The sequence below is a fragment of the Brenneria salicis ATCC 15712 = DSM 30166 genome (assembly GCF_003315515.1).
Lineage (GTDB): Bacteria > Pseudomonadota > Gammaproteobacteria > Enterobacterales > Enterobacteriaceae > Brenneria > Brenneria salicis.
Map to the genome: position 1 here is coordinate 1 of NZ_QNRY01000010.1, position 16,816 is coordinate 16,816.

The following is a 16,816-nucleotide window of genomic DNA, read 5'->3' on the forward strand; positions in this document are numbered from 1 at the left end:
TGCCCCGGTTTTCAAAAGCCATTTCCAACGCTTTAGTGGTCAGCCTGCTGTCCGGTGAGAACGACATTGCCCAGCCCACCGGTTTTCTGGCGAACAGGTCAAGAACGACAGCGAGGTACGCCCAGCGTTTTCCTGTCCAGACATATGTCACATCACCGCACCACACCTGATTTGGTTCTGTGACAGCGAACTGACGCTCAAGGTGATTCGGGATGGCAACATGCACCTGTCCACCACGCTTATATCTGTGTGTGGGTTGCTGACAACTGACCAGCCCCAGCTCTTTCATGAGTCTGCCGGCAAGCCAGCGCCCCATCCGGAAGCCTCTGAGCGTTGCCATTGCGGCGATACTCCTTGCCCCGGCTGAGCCATGACTAATGTTGTATAGTTCCTGAACCTGACTGCGTAACTCTGTATGCTTTCTGTCCGGTTTATCAGGACGGCATTTCCAGTATTTATAGCTGCTGCGGTGAACCCCAAATACGTGGCAGAGTGTAGCCACGGGATAACGCGCCCTGAGTTTTCCGATTAACGAGAACTGTTCAGGGAGTCTGACATCAAGAGCGCGGTAGCCTTTTTTAATATTTCATTTTCCATTTCAATACGTTGTAGTTTTTTCTTCAACTCACGTATTTCAATTTGTTCCGGGGTAATGGGAGACGCTTTCGGTGTTTTTCCCTGCCGTTCGTCCCGTAATTGTCTGACCCATCGGGTCATTGTTGAAAGGCCAATATCCATGGCTTTTGCTGCTTCAGCAACGGTGTAGTTCTGATCGACAACCAACTGAGCCGCTTCACGTTTGAACTCTGCACTAAAATTTCTTTTTTTCATTGGAGCACCTGTGTTGTTCTGAGGTGAGCATATCACCTCTGTTCAGGTGGCCAAATTCAGTATTCCACTTCAATCCGTAAGGAAGCGTGGCTGAACCCGCTGGCAGAGCCTGCATACGTTTGCAGGTACGTTACCACCATAGACCTGTTTAATAACATCGGGCTTGAATGCGCCCTGCTATGAGCTTTGGGAGAGTTTAGAGCCTTTAGAATGGCATAAAGTTCTTGTTGAACTATCGCGGTAAGACGTGGAACGACCGCCAGCGGTTTGATATGCTCCCAGAACCACACACCAAAACACGACAGTTCTGGGATAAGTCACGGTGATACTTTAAGGAGTATTCGAGGATTCAAACGCTTGATAACTTGCTGATTTACTTATTCTTAGTAAGTCAGAAGCTTTTGGAGCGAGTGAAGGGAATCGAACCCTCGTATAGAGCTTGGGAAGCTCTCGTTCTACCATTGAACTACACTCGCAGAGATGGGCGCTTGGCATTATAGCGTTATCCCGTTGCCGGGCAAGCAAAAAACTGGTTGATTGCTGACGTTGTGAGCGAACGATTGTTGCCAAAATCCCCGCTGCCATCTGGTTCGTCTGCTTTATTTGCTATGGCGGTCACAAATATCAAAACAATTTAATTGATTATTTTGTCACTCAAAATCCAGAAGTTTACACTCCCTAGCTAAACCGTTTTAGCTAAATTATTTAGCCGGCATAACTCTCGCCATGCTTATTGATAAGCATGTAATGGACTGATATGTAATAAAATAAAGATATAAAGGATATGACCTATGCTGCTATATGAGAACGCTTTCCAATCCCGACAAATCGCAAGCTTGATGATGACGGCGTTTCAGCCAGACAAACATACCGTGTTGAAGAAAATATCGACATTGTTGCGTGCGGCTGCGCTTATCTCTGTAGGCGGTCTGATGTTTTCCTCAAGCAACAGCGCATACGCAGATAATAACCGTCCGGTCACCGAAGCGACTGCGCCGCCATCGGTTACGTTGATAAACGGATATGATCCGAAATGGTGGAATGAAGCGGTGGTCTATCAGATCTACCCCCGCTCTTATAAAGACTCCAATGACGATGGCATCGGCGACCTGAAAGGGATTATATCCAAACTCGATTATATTCAGGGCATTGGCGTTAATGTCGTTTGGATCTGCCCGCACTTCGATTCGCCGAATGTGGACAACGGCTACGATATACGCGATTACCGCAAAGTGATGCCGGAATTTGGCACTATGAACGATTTCGACGAACTGGTCCGGGAGATGAAACAGCGCAATATGCGTCTTGTGATCGATCTGGTCGTCAACCACACCAGCGACGAGCATCAGTGGTTCCAGGAAAGCCGCAAATCAAAGGACAATCCCTACCGCGATTACTATCTATGGCGTCCCGGCAAGGACGGCAAAGCGCCGAATAACTATCCTTCTTTTTTCTCCGGCCCGGCCTGGACGCTCGATCCTGAAACCAATGAGTATTACCTGCACTATTTCTCCGTCAACCAACCCGACCTAAACTGGGATAATCCGAAGGTTCGCCAGGAAATTTATCAGATGATGAGATTCTGGCTGGATAAGGGCGTCGCCGGTTTCCGCATGGACGCCATCTCTTTTATTTCCAAAGACCAGACCTTCCCGAATCTGCCGGACATGAGCAAATACGCCAACGTCTATGCCAGCGGCCCCCGCGTACATGACTATCTACAGGAAATGCATCGTGAAGTGTTGTCAAAATATGATGCGGTAACCATTGGGGAAACGTTCGGTATTACGCTGGATCAACTGCATAATTTCATCGACGCTGACCGCCAGGAACTCGATATGGCCTTTAACTTTGATGCAATTCATGTGAACCGGAAAGGATTTCAGTGGAAAAACTGGACGCTGCCGCAATTGAAAGCCGCTTACAATGGGCAGGATAAATCGCTCAACGTTCGCGAATGGAATACGCTTTTCTTGTCCAACCACGATAACCCTCGCCTGGTGTCCTCATTTGGGGATGATTCGCCGGAATTTCGGATCCCCTCAGCAAAGTTACTGGCTACGCTGCTGCTCACGCAAAAAGGCACGCCGTTTATCTATCAGGGCGACGAATTGGGCATGACTAATTATCCCTTCAAGGATATCCGGGAATTTAACGCGATTGAAGCGCACCAGGGATGGAAACAGCGAGTATTGACCGGACAGGAAAATCCAAGAACCTATATTTTTGGTCTGGGCAAAGTGGGCCGCGATAACGCCCGCACGCCTATGCAATGGAATGATTCCGCCAACGGGGGCTTTACCGCGGCGGCGAAGCCCTGGCTGGCAGTCAACCCCAATTATACCACCATCAATGCCCGGCAAGCGGTGGACGATCCCGCTTCCATTTATCACTATTACCGCAGTCTTATTGCGCTACGCGCCAAAACACCCGCGTTGATTTACGGCGACTACCGCGACCTTGATCCTAAACATCCGTCAATCTATGCCTATACCCGGACGTTAAACAACGCTCGTTATCTTATTGTGCTGAACTTCTCCGGCGACACGGTGGATTATTCACTTCCTGACGGACTTTCCGCCAACCAGTTGCAACTTTCCAATCGTGCTGGCGATTATGAAAAAGGAACAACGCTCCACATGAAGCCGTGGGAAGCGCGTATCTATACCTTCTGAGCGGGAATACGGCAGCGGTGATGAAAGAAAAAGACGTATAGGCGCCATGAAGAAATCAGCCGGGAAAGATGCCCCCCGGAAACGAGGGACGACAATAGATAAAAAACGGCGCTGTACACGCCGTTTTTTATCATCACATTATTTCTGCGGGCGCATCGCCGGGAACAAAATAACGTCGCGGATGGTATGGCTGTTGGTAAACAGCATCACCATGCGGTCGATACCGATGCCCAAACCAGCGGTTGGCGGCATACCGTGTTCCAGCGCCGTCACGTAGTCTTCATCGTAGAACATGGCTTCATCATCACCCGCATCTTTGGCGCTCACTTGCTGCGCAAAACGCTCGGCCTGATCTTCCGCGTCATTCAACTCGGAGAAACCATTACCGATTTCACGTCCGCCGATGAAGAATTCAAAGCGATCGGTGATTTCCGGGTTCTGATCATTGCGGCGCGCCAGCGGCGACACTTCCGCCGGATACTCGGTAATGAACGTCGGCTGAATCAGATTGCTTTCCGCCGTCTCTTCGAAGATCTCGGTGACGATCCGGCCCAGTCCCCAGCTTTTCTCGATCTTGATGCTCAGAGATTCGGCAATCGCCGTGGCTTTAGCCAGATCATCCAGGTCGGCGACATTGGTTTCCGGGCGGTATTTGCAGATGGCTTCGCGCATGGTCAGCTTGGCAAACGGCTTGCCAAAGTCGAAAGTCTGATCGCCATAGGTTACCGTTGTGGAACCCAGCACATCCAGCGTCAAGGTGCGGAACAGATTTTCCGTCAACACGATCAGATCGTTATAATCGGCATACGCCATATAAAGTTCCATCATGGTGAATTCCGGGTTATGACGCGGAGAAACCCCTTCGTTACGGAAGTTGCGGTTGATTTCAAATACGCGTTCAAAACCGCCCACCACCAGACGTTTCAGGTACAGTTCCGGCGCAATACGCAGGTACATGTCGATATCCAGCGCATTATGGTGCGTCACAAACGGACGCGCCGCGGCGCCGCCGGGGATCACCTGCATCATCGGCGTTTCCACTTCCATAAAGCCGTTTTCCACCATGAAACGGCGGAGCGCCGCCATGACGTTGGAGCGGATACGGAAAGTATTACGGGATTCGTCGTTGGCGATCAGATCCAGATAGCGCTGACGATAACGGGTTTCCTGATCGGCCAAACCGTGGAATTTGTCCGGCAGCGGGCGCAGGGCCTTGGTCAGCAAACGCAGTTCGGTACAGTGAACCGACAATTCACCTGTTTTGGTTTTGAACAGCTTGCCGCGCGCGCCGAGGATATCGCCCAGATCCCATTTTTTAAACTGCTCGTTGTAAATGCCTTCCGCCAGATCGTCGCGGGAAACATATAGCTGAATACGACCACCCACATCCTGTAACGTAACGAAAGACGCCTTCCCCATAATGCGGCGGGTCATCACACGCCCGGCGACGGTCACTTCGATGTCCAGCGCTTCCAGATCTTCGTTTTCTTTGTCGTCATAGGCGGCGTGCAGACCATCGGACGTACTGTCACGGCGGAAGTCGTTCGGAAACGCGATGCCGTTTTCACGCAGCGCCGCCAGTTTTTCACGACGCGCTTTCAATTCGTTATTCAGATCCTGCCCCAGATCGGCACCCTGTGATTGTGATTCAGCCATGTGAACTCTTATAACCCCGCTTTTAAACTTGCTTCAATAAATTTATCCAGATCGCCACCCAGCACTGCCTGGGTGTTGCGTGTTTCCACCCCGGTGCGTAAATCCTTGATACGTGAATCATCCAGTACATAAGAGCGGATCTGGCTTCCCCAGCCGATATCCGATTTGTTGTCTTCCATCGCCTGTTTCTCAGCATTTTTCTTTTGCATCTCAAACTCATACAGTTTCGCTTTCAACTGCTTCATCGCCTGATCTTTGTTTTTATGCTGGGAACGGTCATTCTGACATTGAGTGACAATGTTGGTCGGAATGTGAGTGATACGCACCGCGGATTCGGTTCGGTTAACGTGCTGACCACCCGCGCCGGACGCGCGGTAAACGTCAATACGCAAATCGGCGGGATTGATTTCAATATCGATATCGTCATCCACTTCAGGATAAACAAAAGCGGAACTGAACGAGGTATGACGGCGGCCACCGGAGTCAAACGGACTTTTGCGCACCAGACGATGCACGCCGGTTTCAGTACGCAGCCAGCCAAACGCGTAGTCGCCCATGATTTTGATGGTGGCGGATTTCGTACCGGCCACCTCACCATCAGACTCTTCGATAATTTCGGTTTTGAAGCCTTTGGCTTCCGCCCAGCGCAGGTACATACGCACCAGCATGCTGGCCCAGTCCTGCGCTTCAGTGCCGCCGGAACCCGCCTGAATATCCAGATAGCAATCCGCGCTGTCATATTCGCCAGAAAACATACGGCGGAACTCAAGCTGGCTTAATTTGTTTTCCAGCACATCTAATTCCGCGCTGGTTTCGTTGAAGGTATCTTCGTCATCTTCTTCCACCGCCAGTTCAAGCAGACCAGCGACATCTTCCAGCCCCTGGGTCAATTGGTCGATGGTGTCCACGATGGCTTCCAGCGAGGAACGTTCTTTCCCCAGCGTCTGAGCGCGTTCCGGCTCATTCCAGACGTCCGGTTGCTCCAGTTCGGCGTTTACTTCTTCAAGGCGTTCTTTCCTGGCATCATAGTCAAAGATACCCCCTAAGAACAGCGGTACGTTCAGACAGATCCTGAATGCGGTTTTTTACCGGATTAATTTCAAACATGATTTTATGTTCTTACGTTAAGTCGTCGACAACGGAAACCGGCTATTCTAGCGGATTAAACGCGTGGTTTATAGACTTTCATCCGTCAAGTTATAGCGGCCATAAATGCTGGATAAGCAATTGCACCGAACGTTTGCCGCGAAACTCATTCACATCCAGCTTATAGGCGAGCTCCGCTGAGCGCACACTACTGTCAGGCCACATCAGCGTATCCACATTAAACGCGATGCCATCCAGCAACGGGCCGCCGTCTATCGGCTCCACCATCACTTTCAAATGCCTCTCGCCTACCAGCCGCTGTTGCAGAATGCGGAAACGGCCATCAAACGTCGGTTCGGGAAAAGATTGTCCCCACGGCCCCGCGTCCCGCAGCATTTCCGCCGTGGATAAACACAACTCCGGCAGCGCCAGTTCGCCATCCGACCAAATCACGCCTTCCAGTTGAGACGCATCCAGCCATTCGCCGACCAGTTCGCCAAAACGTAACCGGAAGCGCTCGAATTGATCTTCCGCCAGCGATAGCCCTGCCGCCATCGCGTGACCGCCGAATTTCAACATCAGACCCGGATACAGCGTATCCAGACGCTCCAGCGCATCACGCAGATGCAAACCGGCGATGGAGCGCCCGGAACCTTTGAGAATGCCGTCACCCGCCGGTGCGAACGCAATCACCGGACGGTGAAAGCGCTCTTTGATGCGGGATGCCAGAATCCCGACCACCCCCTGATGCCATTCCGAGTGGTACATCGCCAGACCATACGGCAGTTCGTCCCGGCTGCGCTCCAGCGTTTCACACAGGCGCAACGCTTCCACCTGCATGCCTTGCTCAATTTCACGGCGATCCTGATTCAATGCATCCAGATCGCTGGCCAGCATACGCGCCTGGGTGATGTCGTCACTCAGCAACAACTCCACCCCCACCGTCATGTCATCAAGCCGACCGGCGGCGTTCAACCGTGGGCCAAGCGCGAACCCCAGATCGCTGGCGACCAGTTGACCGGCATCGCGGTTCGCCACTTCCAACAGCGCCTTGATGCCGGGACGACAGACGCCGGCACGAATGCGGCTCAGCCCCTGCGCCACCAGAATACGGTTATTGGCGTCCAGCGGCACCACGTCCGCCACCGTCCCCAGCGCGACCAGATCCAGCAGTTCCGCCAGTTTCGGTTCCGCCAGCGCTTTTTCGGTAAACCAGCCGCTCTCGCGCAGGCGCACAAACAGCGCCATCATCAGATAAAACGCCACGCCCACGCCCGCCAGCGATTTCGACGGGAAAGCGCAGTCACGCAGATTAGGATTGATCATGGCATCGGCGGCGGGCAGCGTTTCTCCCGGCAAATGGTGGTCGGTCACCAGCACCGCGATGCCGCGTCGATGCGCATCTTCCACACCGGCGTGAGAAGAGATGCCGTTATCCACCGTGACGATAATCTCCGCCCCCAACGACGCCGCTTGCGCGACGACTTGCGGGCTCAGTCCGTAACCATCTTCAAAGCGGTTCGGCACCAGATACTTAACGTTAACGCCGCCCATGCCGCGCAGCGCCAGTACCGTCAGCGCGGTGCTGGTGGCGCCGTCGGCGTCGAAATCCCCGACAATCACGATGCGGCGCTGTTCGGCCAGCGCCTGTTGCAGAAAATCCACCGCCTGTTCGATACCGCTCAACAGACGGTAATCCAGCAAGCCGCGCAGACTACGCTCCAACTCCTGCGGCCTTTTTATGCCGCGTTGGGCATACAAGCGCCGCAACAAAGGCGGCATCGTTGCCGGTAAATCAATATCCTCCATCAGCGGACGCCGACGGAGTTGAGTTATCCGTTCCACGCTACATCAACCACCCGTTTTCAACGACGCCTTGTGTGCATCCAGCATCGCCAACATCTCTTTCGGTGCCTGATAACCGGGTACAACCACGCCGTCTTCCAGAACAATGGCCGGTGTTCCTTGTACGCCGAACTGCACGCCAAGCTGGTAGTGACCAGCGATGTTGGTTTTACAGGTGGCGGGTGAAATCTCATCGCCTTTCAGCGCGGCATCATACGCTTTGTTGCGGTTGGCCATACACCAGATGGATTGCATGTCTTTTTCCGCCGGCGAGTTCAGCCCCTGACGCGGGAACGCCAGATAACGCACGGTAATTCCCAGCGCATTGTAATCTTTCATTTGCTCATGCAGTTTCTGGCAATAACCGCAGGTGATATCGGTAAACACGGTAATGACGTGTTTTTCCTGCGCGGCTTTATATACGATCATCTGATCCTGCAACGCAGCCATTTTCCCCTTCAGGATCTGGTTCGTTACGTTGACCGGCGCCGCGCCGCTAACGTCATACAGCGGCCCTTGAACCAGGTGCTTGCCGTCTTCGCTGATATAGAACACGCCGCTGTCCGTCAATACCGTTTTCATGCCCGCAACCGGCGCAGGCTGGATTTGCGCATTCTGCATTCCCAGACGAGTCAATGTCTGTTTGATTGCCAAATCATCGGCATGAGCAAAACCCGTCGCCGTTGCCGCCAGCAAAGAAAGCAGTAATAGCCCTTTTTTCATGTTGTCAGTCCTGTTTCGATTTATCTGTCAATGCGTCGTATTGATCCACGCCGCCGCAAAAAAACTTTCGCTACGCCCGCGGATGATGCTGCTGGTGTAGCTGTTTCAGGCGTTCCGTCGCCACATGGGTATAAATCTGGGTGGTGGAAAGATCGCTATGGCCCAGCAACATTTGTACCACCCGTAAATCCGCGCCGTGGTTCAGCAAGTGAGTGGCGAACGCATGCCGGAGCACGTGCGGCGACAGCTTCCCGCTGTCAATGGACGCCAGCATCGCATAGTGCTTGATGCGATGCCAGAATGTCTGACGCGTCATCTGCTGCGCACGGTTGCTGGGGAACAACACATCCAGGGAGCGCCCGTTGAGCAGCCACGGTCGACCATGTTCAAGGTACTGTTCGACCCAGTACACCGCTTCCTCGCCCAACGGCACCAGACGCTCTTTATTGCCTTTGCCAATCACCCGCACCACGCCCTGACGCAGGCTGACATCGCTGATAGTCAGCCCCACCAGTTCAGAAACGCGCAAGCCCGTGGCGTACAAGACTTCGAGCATCGCTTTATCGCGTAATTCCAGCGGTTGATCAACATTCGGCGCATTCAACAAGGCATCCACCTGCGCTTCGCTCAAATCTTTCGGTAAACGCTGCGGTAACTTGGGCGATGACAACACGGCGCTTGGATCATCACTGCGGATTTTCTCCCGGTAAAGATACTGAAACAATCGGCGCATCGCACTCAGTAAACGTGCGGAACTGCTGGCCTTATAACCGCCTTCCACGCGCTCGGCCAGAAACGATTGCAGATCGATGGCCTGCGCGCGCAGCAAATCGTTATCATGTTGCGCCAGCCAGTCCGCCAGGGCGCGTAAATCCAACCGATAAGACGCCAGCGTATTTTCCGCCAGATTGCGCTCCAGCCACAACGCATCAAGAAATTGTTCGATGAATGCCTGATCTTGTGCTTGCATCATGGTGTCCTCTCGATTCATCCGCCTATTATGCCTGAGCGACACCTCAGGCGCGCACGATTCTGTACGATCTCACTTATTCCGCAATCATCAACATCACCATAACATTCTCCGGCAAAAATGGCCCCTTGGCACATTATATTTTCCGTATTGCCTGTATGCCGGAACAGGCTTCTCAACGCTTTTTCCCTGCCCGGCATATCCCTACGTAATCAGCGTTGAAAAGCCGGTTTTTCTATGCGTAGAATGATCGTTCGTGTTGTTAAAATAAAGAAACGTTATGCAAGCCACCATCGCTCCAACTATCGACGCAGAAGCTGAGGCGCCGCCAGTAAATTCACGCAGCAAAGTTGTTATCGCTTCGCTGGTGGGCACCGCCATTGAATTCTTCGATTTCTATATCTACGCCACAGCCGCAGTGCTGGTGTTTCCGCATATTTTCTTCCCGCAGGGCGATCCGACCGCCGCCACGCTACAATCGCTGGCAACCTTTGCCATTGCTTTCGTGGCCCGTCCGATCGGCTCGGCGCTGTTTGGTCATTTCGGCGATCGCGCCGGACGTAAAGTCACGTTGGTGGCTTCGTTACTGACCATGGGGATTTCAACGGTCATGATCGGCCTGCTACCCAGCTACGAAAGCATCGGGATTATGGCGCCGATCCTGTTGGCGCTGGCGCGTTTCGGTCAAGGTCTGGGACTCGGCGGCGAATGGGGCGGCGCGGCGCTGTTGGCAACGGAGAACGCGCCGGCGCGCAAACGCGCATTGTACGGCTCATTTCCACAACTAGGCGCGCCTATCGGCTTCTTCTTTGCGAATGGTACGTTCCTGCTGCTGTCGTGGCTGCTGACGGACGAACAGTTTATGTCATGGGGCTGGCGCGTGCCGTTTGTGGCTTCCGCCGTATTGGTGCTGATTGGTCTGTATGTCCGGGTTTCGCTGCATGAAGCGCCCGTCTTCACCAAAGCGGTCAAAGCCGGTAAACAGGTACGTATTCCGATGGCCACGCTGCTCAGCAAACACCTGAAAGTGACGATCCTCGGCACATTCATCATGCTGGCCACCTATACGCTGTTCTACATCATGACCGTGTATTCCATGACTTACGGCACCAAGCCGATTCCAGACGGCCTCGGCTTCTCACGCAATAGCTTTTTGTGGATGCTGATGGTGGCGGTTATCGGTTTTGGCCTGACGATCCCCGTCGCCGGTTATCTGGCGGATGCCTTCGGACGCCGCAGAACCATGATCGTCGTGACCTGCATCATGTTGGTGTTTTCCATGCTGTTCCCGTCTCTGCTCGGCTCCGGCAACCAGGCGCTGGTCATGGGTTTCCTGGTGCTCGGCCTGAGCCTGATGGGGCTGACATTCGGTCCGATGGGCGCTTTGCTGCCGGAATTGTTCCCGACGGAAGTCCGTTATACCGGCGCCTCGTTCTCATATAACGTCTCATCTATTCTCGGCGCATCGGTCGCGCCTTACATCGCCGCCTGGCTGACGGCGAATTACGGTCTGTTCTATGTGGGCGTATATCTGGCTGCGATGGCGTCGCTGACGCTGATTGCGTTGCTGTTGAGTAAAGAAACGCGTCATCAGTCTCTGGGCTAATTCCTTGTCAGTGAGGGCTACGGCCCTCACTGCGCCTTTCTTTCCCGATGTTCTCACTCTAGAATACCCGCTTCCGACATCACATTGACCTGACAAATTCTATTGCCTATGAAAATTGGTCTGTTTTACGGCTCAAGCACATGCTATACCGAAATGGCGGCGGAGAAGATCCGCGGCATTCTGGGTGAAGATCTGGTGGATCTGCACAACGTCAAGGATGTTGATCCAAAGCATATGGAAGATTACGGCATACTGATCCTCGGTATTCCAACCTGGGATTTCGGTGAAATTCAGGAAGACTGGGAGAATATCTGGGGACAACTCGCCACGCTGAATCTCAACGGCAAAATCGTAGCGTTGTATGGCATGGGCGACCAACTGGGGTACGGCGAGTGGTTCCTGGATGCGCTAGGTATGCTGCACGACCAACTGCTGCCGCTGGGCGTGAAATTTATCGGCTATTGGCCGACCGCAGGCTACGAATTCACCAGCCCTAAACCGCTAACCGCCGATGGCGAACAGTTTGTCGGGCTGGCGCTGGATGACGTTAATCAATACGATCTGAGCGATGAGCGCATCGAACGGTGGTGCGAGCAAATTCTGCAAGAAATGGCGGCATTGCTGTAACAGACGTTGCGGTTGTTCCATTGGCTGAAAAAAATCATTGTTCAGTCGCTCACCGCTTCTGTAACCATCTGGCGCGTGCGGCGCCGTCAAAAAAACTCTATGCCACAAAACGGCTCTGTTTCTGCCCTTGCGCCATATTGATGGTTCTGACCGTTTCCGCACCCACCGTTTCCAGCGCGCGATAAAGCTCAGGCAGATTCTCCTTGCGGGATACCAGCGAGGTAAACCACAGGCATTGACGGGCAAAGCCGGCGCTCTCTGCGATCATCTGGCTGATAAAAGCTATCTCGCCCCCGTCGCACCAGAGTTCATCCTGCTGACCGCCGAAATTGGGCGGGGAATGTTTGTCCAGTCCCAGATTATGTAGTTTACGCTGTGAACCCTGATGCGCCTGCTCAGCCGAAGCGTGGAAAGGCGGATTACACAGCGCCGCTTCAAAGGTTTCATTCTTATGGATAATGCCGGTCAGAATGGCTTTGCTGTTTTTCTGACGGCGCAGGCGAATCACACGATTCAGACCGGGATTGGCTTCGATAGTGGCATTGGCGGCCTGCATCGCCTGCGAGTTGATTTCACTGCCGGTAAAACGCCAACCGTATTCACGGTGACCAATCAGCGGATAAATGCAGTTGGCGCCACAGCCTACATCCAGCATCGACGCTTCACGCGGTATAACGGCGTGATTATCTTCCGCCAACAGATCGGCAAGGTGATGGATATAATCAGCACGACCGGGAACCGGCGGGCAGAGAAAATCGGCTGGGATCGTCCAGTGTTCAATCTGATAGAAATGGTGCAACAGCGCCTGATTTAATACTTTTACCGCGTCAGGATCGGCAAAATCCACCGATTCATCACCATAACGGTTCACTTTTACAAACGGGATCAACGCCGGATGACTCTGTTTCAACGCGGTAAAATCATAACGACCACGATGGCGATTACGCGGGTGCAGCACCGTCTTTTGGGCCGCATATTTATTGGCAGGGGTTGTCATCAGCTTATCTCTCATTAAACGGCGTGTAAGATACCTGCTGCGGCAATCCCCGTAAATTACTGCCGTCATTTTTTATTACGTTACCTGACCCAACTTTTATACTGTAACAGACGTTGACGCAAACAACGCCATTCATCATTTCCCATACTGTCCGAGGCCAGCCATAATCGCTGCCGTCCTTTCCCATCGGACGCTCTCAAAGAGAGCAGGATGCCGTTCTTCAGCACCCAGGGACGTTTAACAATCTGCCATTCCTGACGTTGCCAGCGCAGATTGATTTCGCTGTGCAGCAACATTTCCCCTTGCTGGGATTTGATATTCCGCTGACTGCGAATAAAACCGAACACCACCAGCGTAACCAGGCCCAGCCACAGCACAGCATAACCGTCCGGCCAGGGAGCCAGCAGTATCAGTAACACCAATAGCCCATGCACCATCAATGATAAAAGCTGCATGCGCCAGGAAACACGAATATCACATTGCCACTGGGCCACGGTCTTTATTTCGCTTCTGGATAAGAGAAATCATGCGTTTTAGCGCCTGATCTTGCGGCTCACCGTGGTTCATCAGCCAGTTAAACAAATCAGGATCGTCGCATTGCAGCAGGCGCACGAACGTTCGTTTGTCCTCATCACTCAATGCGTCGTAATCATGCTCGAAGAACGGCATGATAGAAATATCCAGTTCACGCATGCCACGGCGACACGCCCAGTGGATCCGCGACTTATTATCGATTTCCATGCTTAATATTCACCTTGTTATCGATGTTTCGCTCTAGTGTAACCCGATTTCACCAGCAGGCACTCAACTAATAGCAACACTTTGACATATTTTACTCTTGCATTACGATGCCATCGCACCCAGGCTTCGACATGCTTCGCACAATAACCGCTTGCAAAGCGTCGCCGCTATTTTACCATTAGGCCATTCATAGACCGCATCAACGCAGCAGGACGTAATATGGCCAACCCATTTCCTTTTGCATCACAGCGCCCGTGTGCTTCAGCCCGGCTTCCCGCCACCCTTATCTCTCTGGATGACTGGGCGCTGGCGACCTTAACCGGCCCGGATACCATCAAATACCTGCAAGGACAGGTGACAGCCGATGTTGCCGCCCTGCCTGCCGACCAGCACATACTTTGCGCCCATTGTGACGCCAAAGGAAAAATGTGGAGCAGCCTGCGTCTTTTTCAACGTGGCGACGGCTTCGCATTTATTGAACGCCGTAACTTACGTGATGCCCAGCTTAGCGAACTGAAAAAATACGCTGTTTTCTCTAAAACGACGATAGCGGCAGAGGATAATGTCGTGCTGCTGGGGGCGGCAGGCGCCCGGGTGCGTGAATTATTGTCGTCCGTTTTCAGCACCCTGCCAGACGCCGGGCATCCGGTCGTTCAGGTTGAAGACGCAACCTTGCTGCATTTTTCCCTGCCGGCGGAACGCTTCCTGTTAGTATTGACGCCCGCCCGGAGCACGTCACTGATCGCGCAACTTGAAGGGAAAACCGCATTAAATGATAGCCGCCAATGGCTGGCTTTGGATATCGAAGCGGGTTTGCCGATTATTGACAGCGCAAACAGTACACAGTTCATCCCGCAGGCGACGAATTTACAGGCGTTAAACGGCATCAGCTTCAGCAAGGGGTGCTATGCCGGTCAGGAAATGGTGGCGCGGGCCAAGTACCGCGGCGCCAACAAGCGCGCGCTTTATTGGCTGGCGGGTCAGGCCAGCCGTGTTCCCAAAGCGGGAGAGGATTTGGAGTTGCAACTAGGGGAAAACTGGCGGCGCACCGGCACCGTGCTGGCCGCGTGCCGTTTACAGGATGAGAGCGTTTGGATTCAGGTGGTCATGAATAACGATCTGGCGGGGGACAGCCTGTTGCGTGTGCGGGGAGATGCCGACGGCCAGTTGAAAATTCAGCCGCTGCCTTATGAAATCACCGACTGAGCCTGATACCGCGCCCCACACGTGGCGCGCCGTCAAACGGCATGACTGGGATCATACGTACAGATAAATCGCCAGAAAATGGCATACGCTGCCGCCCAGCACGAAGCCGTGCCAGATGGCATGATTATAAGGAATACGCTCGCTGGCGTAGAAGATGACGCCCAGCGTGTAGACGATCCCGCCGACCGCCAGCAGGGTTATGCCTGCCGCGGAAAGCGCCAGGGCAAGCTGATAAATCACCACCAGCGACAGCCATCCCATCGCCAGATAGGTGATAAGCGACAGCACTTCAAAACGATGGGCAAAGGCCAGCTTAAAGATGATGCCTGACAGCGCCATACTCCAGATCACCACCATCAGACCATTTGCCAATGGCGAATCAAGCCCGACCAGCAGAAACGGGGTATAGGTTCCGGCAATCAGCACGTAGATGGCGCAGTGATCGAATTTCTTCAACCAGGGTTTAATGCGCGGCGAAGGAATGGCGTGGTACAACGTCGACGCGAGAAACAGGAGAATGATGCTGCCGCCGTAGAGACTGTAGCTGGTCATGGCAATGCCATCCGCGTCATTATTGACGGCCTGCACCAACAGCAACACCAGCCCGACAATGCCGAAAATCAAACCAATTCCGTGGCTGACGCTATTCGCGATCTCCTCTGCCAGTGAGTATCCCGGCGCCTGTACGTTGTTTGACATAATGACCTTAATCAGCACGGTGCTCGCCAGACGCTCAAGCGTGACCTGGCGGCAAATGCATGTGGTTAATCTTTAAACAGCTTAGCGGAGAATAGTTTCAGTATACAGGTGTAAGCTAAATAATTACGTGACATTACGTTTCAACTTTATACGGGAATCATTCATGTAAATTTTCGGTTACATCCCTTACAATTATCGGCTTCGATACCTTTCATCTTTCCCGTTGCAGGTTCATTGCTCGTTACGCATCCCGAAACCTATGGATATAGCGACGTTGGTTGTTAAAAGTGGTTGTTAAAAGTGGTTGTTAAAAGACTCAGCCATTTTTACTGGTTTTCATTGCAAGAGGTGGTTTTTCATGTCGTCCGCTCCATCTATTCTGAACTTCGGCTCGCTGGCTGATGTTATCGGCTTTTTGATTGAAATTGATAAATTAAAGTGCGTACAGCGCCGTTCAAAAATCATCGGCAGCGATCGCCATGAAGACTCCGCCGAACACAGTTGGCATTTTGCGGTCGCGGCGCTGGCGCTGGCGCCTTACGCAGGCAACGAGGTGGATATTCAGCGCGTGATCCAGATGGCGTTGATCCACGATATCGTCGAGATCGATGTCGGTGACGTGATGGTTTACGATCTCTCCGCCCGCCTTGCCGTTCATGATCAGGAAGTGGCGGCGGCGGCGCGAATTTTTGGTTTGTTGCCCGAACCACAGCGCCAGCAATTCCATCATCTCTGGCTGGAATACGAAGCGGGCGAAACCGCCAGCGCGCAATTCGCACTGATGCTCGATCGCATCATGCCGATACTGATGAACCTGCATAACCGCGGCCAAAGCTGGGTAGAAAACGGCATCCGTCTGGAACAGGTGTTAGGCCGCGCCGATTTTATCGCCAATATCAATCCTGAACTGTGGCAATACCTGAAACAGCATCTGGAAGAGGCTAAAGCCAAAGGGTGGTTACAGTAAGGAAGTGCAGTAGGTTCTGCATGGTTCTAACACTTACTAACTCTATCAGTTCAGTGTCCTGTTTCGTGCGTGATAAGCATCACCGTTCTCTGTATACAACGTGTCACGCCCGACAAGTAGCGCTCAAGCGCCGCGCTCCTTGACCTTGGCTTTTGGCGGAACGGGGCCGCTACGCGGTTCCTTCGCC

14 protein-coding genes, 1 tRNA gene and 1 pseudogene are annotated in these 16,816 nt (G+C 53.0%); 5 read left to right on the plus strand and 11 right to left on the minus strand.

Going from position 1 to position 16,816, the window contains the following annotated elements; genetic code table 11:
- Both DES54_RS06380 and DES54_RS06385 read right to left on the minus strand, forming a co-directional pair.
- A pseudogene (locus DES54_RS06380) lies at window positions 1-831 on the minus strand (IS3-like element ISBrsa1 family transposase); the annotation flags it as partial.
- Window positions 832-1,233: 402 nt separating this feature from the next.
- Window positions 1,234-1,307, minus strand: a tRNA-Gly gene (locus DES54_RS06385).
- A gap of 315 nt (window positions 1,308-1,622) precedes the next feature.
- Here DES54_RS06385 and DES54_RS06390 point away from each other — a divergent pair.
- Window positions 1,623-3,506 (plus strand): glycoside hydrolase family 13 protein, encoded by a 1,884-nt coding sequence (locus tag DES54_RS06390; RefSeq protein ID WP_205680189.1) that lies wholly within the window; start codon window positions 1,623-1,625, stop codon window positions 3,504-3,506.
- A 138-nt stretch (window positions 3,507-3,644) separates the two neighbouring features.
- On the opposite strand, the gene lysS is transcribed toward DES54_RS06390, so the two are convergent.
- From lysS to xerD, 5 genes are all read right to left on the minus strand, one after another.
- Complete coding sequence (lysS, locus tag DES54_RS06395) at window positions 3,645-5,162, minus strand: lysine--tRNA ligase (RefSeq protein ID WP_113865758.1); 1,518 nt, start codon at window positions 5,160-5,162, stop codon at window positions 3,645-3,647.
- An 8-nt stretch (window positions 5,163-5,170) separates the two neighbouring features.
- Window positions 5,171-6,269 (minus strand): peptide chain release factor 2 gene (gene prfB, locus DES54_RS06400; protein ID WP_113865759.1). Its coding sequence is split into 2 segments (ribosomal slippage): window positions 5,171-6,193 and window positions 6,195-6,269, totalling 1,098 coding nucleotides; the frame shifts between segments, so codons are not numbered across the junction.
- Between the two features lie 90 nt (window positions 6,270-6,359).
- Window positions 6,360-8,093 carry a single-stranded-DNA-specific exonuclease RecJ gene (gene recJ, locus DES54_RS06405; RefSeq protein WP_113865760.1) on the minus strand — a complete coding sequence of 578 codons (1,734 nt, stop codon included), beginning with the start codon at window positions 8,091-8,093 and terminating at the stop codon, window positions 6,360-6,362.
- A 6-nt stretch (window positions 8,094-8,099) separates the two neighbouring features.
- A complete protein-coding gene (gene dsbC / locus DES54_RS06410) occupies window positions 8,100-8,816 on the minus strand; it encodes a bifunctional protein-disulfide isomerase/oxidoreductase DsbC (protein ID WP_113865761.1) in 717 nt (238 codons plus the stop codon).
- 70 nt (window positions 8,817-8,886) lie between these two features.
- Window positions 8,887-9,786 carry a site-specific tyrosine recombinase XerD gene (gene xerD, locus DES54_RS06415; RefSeq protein WP_113865829.1) on the minus strand — a complete coding sequence of 300 codons (900 nt, stop codon included), beginning with the start codon at window positions 9,784-9,786 and terminating at the stop codon, window positions 8,887-8,889.
- A 280-nt stretch (window positions 9,787-10,066) separates the two neighbouring features.
- Between xerD and DES54_RS06420 the strand changes: the two genes are divergently transcribed.
- Together DES54_RS06420 and fldB are read left to right on the plus strand one after the other, a co-directional pair.
- A complete protein-coding gene (locus tag DES54_RS06420; RefSeq protein WP_113865762.1) occupies window positions 10,067-11,392 on the plus strand; it encodes an MFS transporter in 1,326 nt (441 codons plus the stop codon).
- A 108-nt stretch (window positions 11,393-11,500) separates the two neighbouring features.
- Complete coding sequence (fldB, locus tag DES54_RS06425; protein ID WP_113865763.1) at window positions 11,501-12,019, plus strand: flavodoxin FldB; 519 nt, start codon at window positions 11,501-11,503, stop codon at window positions 12,017-12,019.
- 97 nt (window positions 12,020-12,116) lie between these two features.
- On the opposite strand, the gene rlmF is transcribed toward fldB, so the two are convergent.
- The 3 genes from rlmF to sdhE all read right to left on the minus strand — a co-directional run bounded on the left by rlmF (window position 12,117) and on the right by sdhE (window position 13,757).
- Window positions 12,117-13,016, minus strand: a complete 900-nt coding sequence (gene rlmF / locus DES54_RS06430) for a 23S rRNA (adenine(1618)-N(6))-methyltransferase RlmF (protein WP_113865830.1) — start codon at window positions 13,014-13,016, stop codon at window positions 12,117-12,119.
- An 80-nt stretch (window positions 13,017-13,096) separates the two neighbouring features.
- Window positions 13,097-13,510, minus strand: coding sequence for a protein YgfX (locus tag DES54_RS06435; RefSeq protein ID WP_113865764.1), 414 nt, complete (start codon window positions 13,508-13,510; stop codon window positions 13,097-13,099).
- Complete coding sequence (gene sdhE / locus DES54_RS06440; protein WP_113865765.1) at window positions 13,491-13,757, minus strand: FAD assembly factor SdhE; 267 nt, start codon at window positions 13,755-13,757, stop codon at window positions 13,491-13,493. Before sdhE ends, DES54_RS06435 begins: the two co-directional genes overlap by 20 nt.
- A gap of 219 nt (window positions 13,758-13,976) precedes the next feature.
- On the opposite strand from sdhE, the gene ygfZ reads away from it, so the two are divergent.
- Window positions 13,977-14,963: a tRNA-modifying protein YgfZ gene (ygfZ, locus tag DES54_RS06445; RefSeq protein ID WP_113865766.1), complete on the plus strand. Its 987-nt coding sequence runs from the start codon at window positions 13,977-13,979 to the stop codon at window positions 14,961-14,963.
- 51 nt (window positions 14,964-15,014) lie between these two features.
- Here the strand turns inward: ygfZ and trhA are convergent, their stop codons facing one another.
- The gene (trhA, locus tag DES54_RS06450) at window positions 15,015-15,662 is read right to left on the minus strand and encodes a PAQR family membrane homeostasis protein TrhA (protein ID WP_113865831.1); all 648 of its coding nucleotides are present in this window, start codon (window positions 15,660-15,662) and stop codon (window positions 15,015-15,017) included.
- A 358-nt stretch (window positions 15,663-16,020) separates the two neighbouring features.
- Between trhA and DES54_RS06455 the strand changes: the two genes are divergently transcribed.
- Window positions 16,021-16,629, plus strand: a complete 609-nt coding sequence (locus DES54_RS06455; RefSeq protein WP_113865767.1) for an HD domain-containing protein — start codon at window positions 16,021-16,023, stop codon at window positions 16,627-16,629.
- The last annotated feature ends 187 nt before the right edge of the window (window positions 16,630-16,816 follow it).